At 33.8% G+C, this 11,840-nt stretch carries 11 protein-coding genes; 5 read left to right on the forward strand and 6 right to left on the reverse strand.

Annotation, left to right across the window (positions count from 1 at the left end):
- Positions 1–4 precede the first annotated feature (4 nt).
- From IM755_RS10710 to IM755_RS10730, 5 genes are all read left to right on the forward strand, one after another.
- Positions 5–1,300, forward strand: a complete 1,296-nt coding sequence (locus IM755_RS10710) for an MFS transporter (protein ID WP_194096653.1) — start codon at positions 5–7, stop codon at positions 1,298–1,300.
- Between the two features lie 150 nt (positions 1,301–1,450).
- Complete coding sequence (gene lon, locus IM755_RS10715; RefSeq protein WP_194096655.1) at positions 1,451–3,913, forward strand: endopeptidase La; 2,463 nt, start codon at positions 1,451–1,453, stop codon at positions 3,911–3,913.
- A gap of 120 nt (positions 3,914–4,033) precedes the next feature.
- The gene (gene porQ, locus IM755_RS10720; RefSeq protein ID WP_194096657.1) at positions 4,034–5,053 is read left to right on the forward strand and encodes a type IX secretion system protein PorQ; all 1,020 of its coding nucleotides are present in this window, start codon (positions 4,034–4,036) and stop codon (positions 5,051–5,053) included.
- Between the two features lie 159 nt (positions 5,054–5,212).
- Positions 5,213–5,896, forward strand: coding sequence for a (d)CMP kinase (cmk, locus tag IM755_RS10725; protein WP_194096659.1), 684 nt, complete (start codon positions 5,213–5,215; stop codon positions 5,894–5,896).
- Between the two features lie 21 nt (positions 5,897–5,917).
- Entirely contained in the window at positions 5,918–6,382 is a 465-nt protein-coding gene (locus tag IM755_RS10730; protein ID WP_194096662.1) for a hypothetical protein, read from the forward strand.
- A gap of 46 nt (positions 6,383–6,428) precedes the next feature.
- Here the strand turns inward: IM755_RS10730 and IM755_RS10735 are convergent, their stop codons facing one another.
- The 6 genes from IM755_RS10735 to lpdA all read right to left on the reverse strand — a co-directional run bounded on the left by IM755_RS10735 (position 6,429) and on the right by lpdA (position 11,791).
- On the reverse strand, positions 6,429–7,400 hold the full coding sequence (locus IM755_RS10735) for an MlaD family protein (protein WP_194096664.1): 972 nt from the start codon (positions 7,398–7,400) through the stop codon (positions 6,429–6,431).
- An 8-nt stretch (positions 7,401–7,408) separates the two neighbouring features.
- Positions 7,409–8,155 carry an ABC transporter ATP-binding protein gene (locus IM755_RS10740; RefSeq protein ID WP_194096665.1) on the reverse strand — a complete coding sequence of 249 codons (747 nt, stop codon included), beginning with the start codon at positions 8,153–8,155 and terminating at the stop codon, positions 7,409–7,411.
- Positions 8,156–8,157: 2 nt separating this feature from the next.
- Positions 8,158–8,943 (reverse strand): MlaE family ABC transporter permease, encoded by a 786-nt coding sequence (locus IM755_RS10745; RefSeq protein ID WP_073583580.1) that lies wholly within the window; start codon positions 8,941–8,943, stop codon positions 8,158–8,160.
- Between the two features lie 138 nt (positions 8,944–9,081).
- Positions 9,082–9,222 (reverse strand): hypothetical protein, encoded by a 141-nt coding sequence (locus IM755_RS10750; RefSeq protein ID WP_194096667.1) that lies wholly within the window; start codon positions 9,220–9,222, stop codon positions 9,082–9,084.
- Between the two features lie 33 nt (positions 9,223–9,255).
- Positions 9,256–10,197 carry a toll/interleukin-1 receptor domain-containing protein gene (locus IM755_RS10755; RefSeq protein WP_228063938.1) on the reverse strand — a complete coding sequence of 314 codons (942 nt, stop codon included), beginning with the start codon at positions 10,195–10,197 and terminating at the stop codon, positions 9,256–9,258.
- A 205-nt stretch (positions 10,198–10,402) separates the two neighbouring features.
- Complete coding sequence (gene lpdA, locus IM755_RS10760) at positions 10,403–11,791, reverse strand: dihydrolipoyl dehydrogenase (RefSeq protein ID WP_194096670.1); 1,389 nt, start codon at positions 11,789–11,791, stop codon at positions 10,403–10,405.
- Between the last annotated feature and the right edge of the window lie 49 nt (positions 11,792–11,840).

Consider the following 11,840-nt stretch of genomic DNA (forward strand, 5'->3'; position numbering starts at 1 on the left):
TGCTATGCAACAACTTCAAAAAGGAGATTCAAAACTTTTAAATGCTTGGGCTTTTTACGATTGGGCGAATTCAGTTTATGCTTTGGTGATTTCTTCAACTATTTTTCCATTGTATTATGGAGCTTTATTTCGTCAAAAAAATATTGAAGAAATTGTTCTGTTTGGATTTTCTATTCGAAGTGAGGCTTTAATCAGTTACGTTACCGCTTTAGGATTTTTAATCATTGCTTTTATATCGCCATTATTATCAGGAATTGCCGATTACTTAGGAAATAAGAAGTTTTTCTTGAAACTTTTTTGTTATGTAGGAGCTATTTCTTGTATGTCTTTATATTTTTTTGATATAGACGAAGATAAAATTGTTTTAAGTTTAGTTTCGTATTTACTTGCTTTAATAGGTTTTTGGGGAAGTTTAGTGTTCTATAATTCCTATTTACCCGATATTGCTCACAAAGAACAACAAGATAAAATAAGCGCAAAAGGATTTAGTTTGGGTTATGTGGGTAGTGTTGTTTTGTTATTGATTTGTTTAGCAATGGTATTATTGTCTGAAGAAGCTAAAGCAATGCAAATGATGCGTTATTCTTTTCTTTTAGTAGGTATTTGGTGGTTAGGCTTTAGTCAATACACTTATTACTACTTACCAAATAATAAAAATGATAATAAACTGCATAAGAATGTACTATTCAATGGTTTTAAAGAGTTACGAAAAGTTTGGCAACAAATAAATCAATTGAAATCCTTACGACGTTATTTAGGTGCATTCTTTGTCTATAGTATGGCAGTTCAAACTATTATGATTATTGCGGCTTATTTTGGAGAAAAGGAAGTGCAATGGGGAAGTGATAGTAAGCGGACCATGGGATTAATTGTGAGTATTTTATTAATTCAATTAATTGCGGTTTTAGGAGCTTGGCTAACATCAAAACTTGTTGCTAAATATGGAAATATCAAAGTATTAATACTTTTAAATTTCTCTTGGATTTTAATTTGTACTTATGCCTATTTTGTTGTTTCTCCAAATGATTTCTATATTGCTGCCGCTTTTGTAGGATTAGTAATGGGAGGAATTCAATCGTTATCCCGTTCTACTTATTCTAAATTTATTCCTGAAGACGCAAAAGACACGACTTCGTTTTTCAGTTTTTATGATGTAGCGGAAAAAATTGGTATTGTAATCGGTATGTTTACCTATGGTTACATTGCTGATGTTACAGGTAAAATTCAAAATGCCATCTTATTTTTAATTTTATTTTTTGTGGTAGGATTACTTCTTTTGTTACGAGTTCCTAAAAAGTAAGGTTCTTGGCACACATCTTGAACTATTACTTTTGAAATTGCTATTTAAAAATATTTTATGATTTGATTATCAATAAAATAGCGCTTTTCTGCGTACCTTTGAATGGTATTTCAAATGATAATTACTGACAAAAAGACCATAAATATTATTATGCCGAATCAAAAAATACTAGCGCTTGACAATTTGTCACTTCAAGAAATGGATCCAGATGCGGAATTGATTCCGTTAATGACGCCTGAAGATGAAGAAGAAATGAATAATGAGGCTCTACCTGAAGATATTGCCATTTTACCTCTACGAAATACCGTTTTATTCCCAGGAGTGGTTATTCCAATTACTGCCGGAAGAGATAAATCGATTAAATTAATCAATGATGCCAATGCCAAAGGAAAAATCATTGGTGTAGTGGCGCAAATTGATGAAAATGTTGAAGAACCTACTCCAAACGATGTACATCATATCGGAACAGTAGCTCGTATCATGCGCGTTTTAAAAATGCCTGATGGAAATACTACTGTAATTCTTCAAGGGAAAAAACGTTTCGAAATTGAAAGTTTTACTCAGGAAGAACCTTATTTGAGAGCTACAATTAAAGAAGTTTCAGAAGAACGACCTGATGCTAAAAATGTTGAATTCAAAGCAATTGTAGAATCGATTAAGGAATTGGCTATCCAAATTATCAAGGAAAGTCCAAATATCCCAACAGAAGCTACTTTTGCAATCAAAAACATTGAAAGTAATCCGTTTTTGATCAATTTTGTTTCTTCTAATATGAATCTTTCGGTTGAAGAAAAACAACAATTATTATCGATTCCAAATTTAAAAGACAGAGCGCTTGAAACTTTGCGTTTCATGAACTTAGAGCTTCAAAAATTAGAAGTTCGCAACGATATTCAGTCAAAAGTCCGTTTCGATTTAGATCAACAACAGCGTGAATATTTCTTGCAGCAACAAATGAAAACCATTCAAGAAGAATTGGGTGGTGTTTCCTATGAAGCAGAAATTGAAGAAATGCGTGCCAAAGGGAAAAAGAAAAAATGGGACGATAAAACAGCGCAACATTTCGAAAAAGAATTGTCTAAGTTGCAACGTACCAATCCAAATTCACCAGATTTTGGTATCCAACGCAATTATATTGAGTTATTTTTAGAATTACCTTGGAACGAATTTACCAAAGATAATTTCGATTTAAAACGCGCTCAAAAAATTCTAGATAGAGATCATTATGGTTTAGAAGATGTTAAAAAGCGAATTATCGAACATTTAGCAGTTTTAAAATTGCGAAATGATATGAAATCGCCAATTTTATGTTTGTACGGACCTCCAGGAGTTGGTAAAACGTCAATTGGAAAATCTATTGCTGAAGCTTTAGGACGAGAATATATTAGAATGTCATTAGGTGGTTTACGTGATGAAGCGGAAATTCGCGGTCACAGAAAAACCTATATCGGAGCTATGCCAGGACGAATTCTACAAAATATTAAGAAAGCAAAAACATCAAATCCGGTATTTGTTTTAGATGAGATTGATAAATTATCTTCAAGTCATAACGGAGATCCATCTTCGGCTTTATTGGAGGTTTTAGATCCAGAACAAAACAAAGAATTTCATGATAATTTCTTGGAATTGGGGTATGATTTATCAAAAGTGATGTTCATTGCGACTTCAAATAGTTTGTCAACCATTCAGCCAGCACTTCGCGACCGTATGGAAATTATCGAAATGACAGGTTATACAATTGAAGAGAAAATAGAAATCGCTAAAACACACTTGTTGCCAAAACAATTAAAAGAACACGGATTAACGGCTAAAGATTTACAAATTGGTAAAAAGCAATTAGAAAAAATCGTAGTAGGTTACACTCGTGAATCAGGTGTTCGTGGTTTAGAAAAGAAAATCGCTCAAATGGTGCGTCATGCAGCAAAATCGATTGCTATGGAAGAACCATATAACGTAAAAGTTTCGGATGCTGATATTTTAGAAGTATTAAAATCACCACGTATGGAACGAGATAAATACGAAAATAACGATGTAGCTGGAGTAGTTACTGGTTTAGCGTGGACATCAGTCGGTGGTGATATTTTATTCATCGAATCTTTAATTTCGAAAGGAAAAGGTGCGATGACGATGACGGGAAATTTAGGAACGGTTATGAAAGAATCGGTTACGATTGCTTTAGAATATATTCGTGCTAATGCTGAATTTTTAGGAATTAATCCAGAAGTTTTGAATAATTATAATATTCATATTCACGTTCCAGAAGGAGCAACGCCAAAAGACGGACCAAGTGCCGGAATTGCGATGTTAACTTCGATGGTGTCTTCTTTCACCCAAAAACGAGTGAAAAAACACATCGCCATGACAGGTGAAATCACACTTCGTGGAAAAGTGTTGCCAGTCGGCGGAATCAAAGAAAAGATTTTAGCTGCGAAAAGAGCAAACATCAAAGAAATCATTTTGTGTAAAGAAAACAAACGTGATATCGAAGAAATTAAAGCGGATTACATCGAAGGTTTAACGTTCCATTACGTTGATCGAATGAGCGAAGTTTTAGACATTGCTATTACAAATCAAAAGGTGAAAAACGCTAAAGTTTTAGAAAGTAAAAAGTAATTTCAAAACAATTAAAATACGAACTCTCAATAATTCATTTATTGGGAGTTCTTTTTTTGTTTCCTAACCGATATAATTTTATCTTCGCAGTTGCGTTATAAGTAAGATTAACATCAAAAAATGCTAAGAAAACTCGTATTCCTTTTATCCCTACTGCTATCGGCTGCTACATTTGGCCAAATAGGAGGTAAGAGCGTATATCAGTTTTTGAACTTAGCACAATCGCCTCGACAAGCGGCTTTGGGTGGAAAAACGGTTACTGTTGTGGATTACGACGTTAACCAAGCGTTTTACAATCCAGCAACGATTAACGAAAAAATGCACAATCGTTTATCGGCTAATTATGGAAGTTACTACGGAGAAGTTTCTTATGGAACTGCTGCTTATGCTTACACGTATGACCGCCATTTGCAAACTTTTCATGCAGGAATTAGTTATATCAATTACGGAACATTTGAAGGAAGAGACGAATTAGGAAATTTAACTTCTGATTTTACAGGAAGTGAAGCTGCATTATCACTAGGTTATGCCTATAATTTACCTTGGACCGATATGTATGTTGGGGCAAACGCCAAATTAATTTCCTCCACTTTAGAAAGTTATAATTCTTGGGGAGCAGCCGTAGATTTAGGATTTTTGTATGTTGATGTTGATAACGATATCAATTATGGATTGACGGTTCGAAATTTAGGATTTCAAATAAAACCTTATCAAGATACAAATGAAAAATTACCTTTAGCTATTGATGCTGGAATTTCGCAATTGATGCTGCATGTACCGATTCGTTGGCATGTTACGTTAGAAAACTTACAACAGTGGAATATTGCTTTTTCTAATCCCAACAGAGCACAAGGAAGTTTAGATGGAGGTTCGGAAGAGGAAAAAGTATCGTTTTTCAATAACGCTTTACGTCACGTAATTTTAGGAGCCGAATTATTTCCAGAAAAAGGATTCAATTTAAGATTAGGTTACAACTTTAGAAGAGGCGAAGAATTACGAATTGTAGACAAACGTAATTTCTCCGGAATATCAGTTGGTTTTGGATTGCGATTTGGAAAAGTGAAATTCGATTATTCGTATTCCCGATATACCATCGCTGCCAATACGAGTTTGTTTGGTTTGATGATTGATTTGAATTAGGGAAAAGTAAAAAGTGAAAAGTAAAAAGAGGTTAGCTTAAATGAACTTAATTATTCACAAAATATTACTTAAGAAAAACTTATATGACTTATATGTTTAAAAAAAGTCAATAGATTTAATAATAAAAAACTTAGCGCCTTGGCGTCTTCGTGGCAACATATGAAAAAAATTACCATAGCAATTGACGGTTTTTCGTCAACAGGAAAAAGTACATTGGCTAAGCAATTGGCTAAAGAGTTGGGTTACGTTTATGTAGATACAGGTGCGATGTATCGCGCGGTAGCTTATTATGCGATGCAACACAATTTAGTTTCTGAAACGCATTTAGATGCAGCAGGATTAGTAGCTCAATTACCAAATATCAATTTACGTTTTCAATTCAATCCTACTTTAGGATTTGCTGAAATGTATTTGAATAACGAGAATGTAGAAACGCAAATCAGAACCATCGAAGTTTCGCGTATGGTAAGTAAAGTAGCCGAAATTTCAGAAGTGCGTGCAAAATTAGTCGAACAACAACAAGCCATGGGTAAAGACAAAGGCATTGTGATGGATGGAAGAGACATCGGAACCGTAGTTTTCCCTGATGCCGATTTGAAATTATTCATGACAGCAAGTTCAAAAACCAGAGCACAACGCCGTTTTGATGAATTAGTAGAAAAAGGACAACACATTACTTTCGAAGACGTACTTCAAAACGTTGAAGAACGCGATTATATTGATACGCATAGAGAAGATTCTCCTTTAGTAAAAGCAGATGATGCTATTGAAGTAGACAACTCAAGCTTGACCAAAAAAGAACAATTTGAATTGGTATTAAATTTGGTGAAGGAAAAATTATAAATAACCTAAACAAATAACAACATGAAATTTTTAAGCAATTCTCTAAAAGTGACTTTTGTATTAATGTCTATTTTATTTTTAAATGGATGTAGTAATGATGAAGAAAGTGACAAAACAACCGCAAATATTGAAGGTGTTTGGCAATTAGGAAGAATGTATGGAAAAGCAAATTACAATGGAGTAAATACTAATTTAGAAGGTGATTCTGAAGGAACAATGGAGTTCAAAACGGACGGGACTTATGACAATGATGTTATTAGTGCATACATAACTGTTTCGATTCCTTCTATGAATTATTCTGAAACAACACCTATCGAAGCTTCTTCAACTTCGGGTGAATATTTTTATGACGTAACAACAGATAATTTAGAAATTGATGGCGAAATGTCAAAAGTTGTGGTTTTGAATGCTAATTATATGAAAATTAAAACATTAATCAACGATAGTGGTGTAACAGGAGAACTTTTTACCGAATATCATCGATAATATAACCTATTAAAAAAGCTGTCACTTTAAAATGACAGCTTTTTTTTTAATTTACTTTTGCTTTTTCCTTCGCTTGTTTCTTAAAATAACCTCTAAATAAGAAATTGTGTTTCAAAGCTTCTAAATCTTCATTCAACTTGATACTCGCTTTATTCAAATTGGTCATGGTAGAATCAATTTGTTTTACCAATTTCGGATCATTTGAAAGGTAGTTTAAAGCGCCTTTTCCTTCTTTAACATTGGTAATGGTACCATTTAAATTAGTCACTACTTTATCAATTTCATTACTTGATTTCTCTAAATTGATTATAATTTTCTTCATTCTATTCGCCACAACCGTATCGTTTAATGTACCGATAACATTGTCTTTTCGATTTAATTCATTGATTAACTTATTCAAACTAGCCACTGATTCCGAAGTTCCTTTACTCGTAATTCGCAAATAATTCATCGTTTCTTGAAGATTTTTCGACATTATCGTATCGCGAATTAACATTCCAACCGTTCCTTTTCCTTGTGTGATTTCTTGTGTGATTTTTAATAAATCAGCGGTTAACATGGCGGCATTTTCATTCGTTACATTTAAGGTTTCTAACATCGCATCAGTTCCAATTCGGCTATAGGATTGAATCGTATCGCCATTTTTAACTTTTAGAGCTTCGCCTTTTCCAGGAATAATATTGATAATCATGTTGCCCACCAAACCATCCGAACTAATGGTAGCAATCGCATTTTTCTTGATGTGTTCCATAATTTTGTTATCAATAATCATATGAACACTAATAGTCGTATCGTTAATCATTTCGATTTCTTTCACCGTACCAATATCAATTCCGGCATAACGAACATTATTTCCAGGTTGCAATCCATTCACATTAACAAAAACAGCCTTCAAATGTGAGGTATTACCAAACATATTTTGCTTATTTCCAATAAAATAAATCGCAGCTAAGAAAACTAATGTTCCAATGATAACAAAGATTCCGAGTTGTATTTTTTGTGAATTTGATTTTTCCATTGCTAAAACTATTTAAAAAATGCTTGTACTTTCGGATCGGTTGAATTAGCTAATTCGTCAAACGATCCTTCTATATAATTCACTCCATCTATCAATAAAATCATGCGATTGGCAATAACTTTTGCACAATCCACATCATGTGTAATGATAATCGATGAGGTGTTGTATTGTTTTTGTATCGAATTCATCAAAAGTACAATTTCTTTTGACGTAATCGGGTCTAAACCGGTTGTGGGTTCGTCGTATAAGATAATTTTGGGTTTTAAAATTAAGGTTCTGGCTAAAGCAATTCTACGTTTCATTCCGCCCGAAAGTTCGTTCGGCATCAAATCAATGGCATGGGCTAAACCAACACTTTCTAAGGCTTCCATCACCAAAGGCGTAGTGTCTTCAATAACTCCAAATTTTTTCGTGTGACGACGCAATGGAAACTCTAAATTCTCACGAACGGACATCGAATCGTACAAAGCGCTTCCTTGAAATAAAAATCCAATTTCGGTGCGTAATTCATCTAAATCTTCTTGTTCTAGGTTGTTGATTTCTTCATTCATGACTAAAATCGAACCGCTATCAGGTTGTTCTAAGCCAATTACACATTTAATCATCACCGATTTTCCCGAGCCCGATTTTCCCATCACCACTAAATTCTCTCCTTCATAGAGTTCTAAATCGAAACCATTCAAAACCACATTGCTGCCAAATTGTTTGTGCAAATCTTTGATGGTGATAATCGCTTTTTTGGTTGGAGTTGTCATGGCTATAAATCGTAAAAAATGTTCGTTACAAAAACTGCTACAAAGTCAATAATAAAAAGCAACATCGAAGTATAAACTACAGCTGCATTTGCTGCTTTTCCTACGCCAGCCGTACCTTTTTTACAGTTGTATCCTTTGTAGCAACCCACTAAACCAATCGCAAACCCAAAAAAGAAGGTTTTGATGGTAGCCGGTACAATATCGCTGTATTCTAAAATATTAAAAACCTGATTGAAATATAACGTAAACGACACATTTCCTTTGATGTTTTCCACTAAAAACGAACCGTAAATAGCAATAAAATCGCCTACGATTACGAGTAATGGCAACATCAACGTAGTCGCTAAAATTCTCGTAATGACTAAATATTTGAAGGGATTGGTTCCCGAAACTTCCATCGCATCAATTTGCTCGGTTACTTTCATGGAACCTAATTCGGCACCAATACCTGAGCCAATTCTTCCAGCGCAAATTAAAGCGGTGATGATGGGACCAATTTCTCGAATAATAGAAACACTCACCATAGACGCCATCCAAGAAACGGCACCAAATTCCTGCAACGTAGGTCGCGATTGCAAGGTAAAAACCAAACCAATGATAAAACCCGTAACGCTAACTAACAACAAGGAGCGATTTCCAATATAAAAACACTGACGTAACAATTCTTTGAATTCGTAAGGAGGTTTCCAAAATTCTTTGAAAAAACGCCCTGCAAAGTAGGAGAGTTCGCCCACTTCGATGAGGAAGTTTTGTAAAGCTTCAGTAAGATTGTCGAAATATTTTTTCATGAAGCATCTTAATTACAATCAAATATAGTGATTTTTAGTCAGATAAAATAGGATGTTTGTAAGAGTTGTAGTAAAAAATCCGACTTGTGGTGGAGTCGGATTTTTGTTTGTTATTCGTGTAGGAGTGATGCAATCAGGTTAATCAGGTTTGTTATTAATATTATCTTGTTCTTTATTCTGATTGTATTTTTCAATGTCACGTTTTGCTTTATTCCCGTATTTACGAGAATAATAGGCTCCAATTAAAACTACGATAAGAAATAAAATTTGTTGTGTCATTGTAGTGATTCTTTGAATTTCATGTTATCATTCTTAAAATGGTAAATCATCATAGTCTTGAACTTTTACTTTTTCAAATGATTTTAGACTTAAACCTTCAAGCTCATATTTCCATGCTATTTCGTTAAATGGATTTAAAAATTTTATTTGTTTAAGATTTTCGTTTTCAATTATTTTTTCTTGTAAATATTCAATTTTTTCTTTTGGTAAATCTTTAATTTTTTTAAGTGCATTTAATCTTTCAATTCCTTGGCTAGCTGTGTTTGAAAGTAGAATTAATTCCACAAGAGTATTTAAATATTTTGATTTTGTTTTTTCGTTTCTTGATATAATTTCAAATATTCCTTCTGCTACTTGTCCTATGTTTTTTCCAATTGCTTGAAATCCTTGATATTTTCCAATAAATCCATAGGGATCAAGCCCTTTGCGTATAGGTATAATCAATACATTTCTACCAACTGCAACCCCCACTTCTTGGTCGGTCCAGTTACTCTCTTTAAAACCTTCCATTAATACTGCACAAAAAGCATCCATTGTGAATAGTCCTTTTTCGATTTCGCTTTGCCATTCCTTTGTTGGTTCAATATCTTCGTGAGCAACAAATGATGAAATTCCATATTTTTCAAGTTCTGTCTTTAAAATTGCAATTGTTGCTTTAAAACTTGCTAGGTGACTAATAAAAAGTTTAAAATGTCCTGGTTTCCAGAATGTAGCTTCACTTTCTTTTACTAAATTAGAATTTAAATAATTAGTTTCATGTTCAATTCCTAATTCGGTAGCAATTTCTAATATGATTTCATCTTGTACTTTTGGCAAAACCTCTCTTACATAAACGTATTTACTATTATAACTTGGTTGATGATTGGTAGGTATTCCGTAACTTTCAAAATAACTATCAATTTCACTGAATTTCATTCTCTCTTGAAGTTCTCTACCAATTTTATCGATTAATTCTATTTTTTGTAATTTTTTCATATAATTTATTCAAACATGTAGATGTTTATAAGTGTTAAATGCAAATTTTGTCTATTTATCAAGATAATTTATAAACACTTTAGTTTCTCAAATATAATCAATTTTTCCTACAAACCCTTTCCAAGTTATCAACAAAAAAATCCGACCTGCTTTCACAAATCGGATTTCTCTATATACTTTGTACTTTTACCTTTGTACTTTTTACTTATAAGTGAATTACTTCACCGTAAGCATCAGCTACAGCCTCCATAACAGCTTCACTCATGGTTGGGTGAGGGTGAACTGCTTTTAAGATTTCGTGTCCTGTTGTTTCTAATTTACGGGCTACAACTGCTTCAGCAATCATATCGGTTACTCCGGCACCAATCATGTGGCAACCTAACCATTCGCCGTATTTAGCATCGAAAATTACTTTTACAAATCCATCTGGAGTTCCAGCTGCTTTTGCTTTTCCTGAAGCTGAGAATGGGAATTTACCAATTTTCAATTCGTATCCTTTTTCTTTCGCTTGTTTTTCAGTCATACCCACAGAAGCAATTTCTGGAGTAGCATACGTACAACCTGGGATATTTCCGTAATCTAATGGCTCAACATGTAAACCAGCAATTTTCTCCACACATAAAATACCTTCAGCAGAAGCCACGTGCGCTAAAGCTTGTCCTGGCGTTACATCACCAATTGCGTAGTAACCTGGAACGTTTGTTTGGTAATAAGCGTTAACTAAGATTTTATCTCTATCGGTAGCAATACCCGTTTCTTCTAATCCAATGTTTTCGATGTTGGTTTTAATTCCAACTGCTGATAATAAGATATCTGCTTCTAAAACTTCTTCTCCTTTTGCAGTTTTAACGAATGCTTTTACCCCGTTTCCAGAAGTATCAATTCGTTCAACAGAAGAATTCGTCATTACGTTGATTCCTGCTTTTTTCAACGAACGCTCAAATTGTTTTGAGATGTCTTCGTCTTCTACTGGAACTACGTTTGGCATGAATTCTACAATCGTAACTTCAGTTCCCATTGCGTTATAGAAATGAGCAAACTCAACTCCAATCGCACCAGAACCCACAACAATCATTTTCTTTGGTTGCTCAGGTAATGTCATTGCTTGGCGGTAACCTATTACTTTTTTACCATCTTGTGGTAAGTTTGGTAATTCGCGAGAACGTGCTCCTGTTGCAATGATGATATGATCTGCTGAATATTCAGTAACTTTTCCGTCAGCAGCAGTAACGTCTACTTTTTTACCTGGTTTTACTTTTCCAAAACCATCAATAACGTCGATTTTATTTTTCTTCATTAAGAATTGAACTCCTTTGCTCATTCCTTCTGCTACATCACGAGAACGTTTTACAACAGCAGAAAAATCTTTGTCGAATTCTTTAACGGTTAATCCGTAATCTGAAGCATGTTTTAGGTAATCAAAAACTTGAGCCGATTTTAATAATGCTTTCGTTGGAATACAACCCCAATTCAAACAAATTCCACCCAAATTTTCTTTTTCGATAACGGCTACTTTGAAGCCTAATTGTGATGCTCTAATAGCAGTTACATAACCACCAGGACCACTTCCTAAAACTATGATATCGTATTTCATTTTTAAAAGTATTTCAGTTTTATTTATAAGTTGCGAATTTAAGGAATTA

It is taken from the genome of Flavobacterium proteolyticum (assembly GCF_015223105.1).
Taxonomy (GTDB): domain Bacteria; phylum Bacteroidota; class Bacteroidia; order Flavobacteriales; family Flavobacteriaceae; genus Flavobacterium; species Flavobacterium proteolyticum.

Excerpts from the sequence above, each read along its gene's own strand:
- cmk (WP_194096659.1), top strand. The coding sequence starts at position 5,213 with ATGAAAAAAATTACCATAGCAATTGACGGTTTTTCGTCAACAGGAAAA.
- IM755_RS10710 (WP_194096653.1), top strand. The coding sequence starts at position 5 with ATGCAACAACTTCAAAAAGGAGATTCAAAACTTTTAAATGCTTGGGCT.
- IM755_RS10755 (WP_228063938.1), bottom strand. The coding sequence starts at position 10,197 with ATGAAAAAATTACAAAAAATAGAATTAATCGATAAAATTGGTAGAGAA.
- IM755_RS10735 (WP_194096664.1), bottom strand. The coding sequence starts at position 7,400 with ATGGAAAAATCAAATTCACAAAAAATACAACTCGGAATCTTTGTTATC.
- lon (WP_194096655.1), top strand. The coding sequence starts at position 1,451 with ATGCCGAATCAAAAAATACTAGCGCTTGACAATTTGTCACTTCAAGAA.
- IM755_RS10750 (WP_194096667.1), bottom strand. The coding sequence starts at position 9,222 with ATGACACAACAAATTTTATTTCTTATCGTAGTTTTAATTGGAGCCTAT.
- porQ (WP_194096657.1), top strand. The coding sequence starts at position 4,034 with ATGCTAAGAAAACTCGTATTCCTTTTATCCCTACTGCTATCGGCTGCT.
- lpdA (WP_194096670.1), bottom strand. The coding sequence starts at position 11,791 with ATGAAATACGATATCATAGTTTTAGGAAGTGGTCCTGGTGGTTATGTA.
- IM755_RS10730 (WP_194096662.1), top strand. The coding sequence starts at position 5,918 with ATGAAATTTTTAAGCAATTCTCTAAAAGTGACTTTTGTATTAATGTCT.
- IM755_RS10740 (WP_194096665.1), bottom strand. The coding sequence starts at position 8,155 with ATGACAACTCCAACCAAAAAAGCGATTATCACCATCAAAGATTTGCAC.
- IM755_RS10745 (WP_073583580.1), bottom strand. The coding sequence starts at position 8,943 with ATGAAAAAATATTTCGACAATCTTACTGAAGCTTTACAAAACTTCCTC.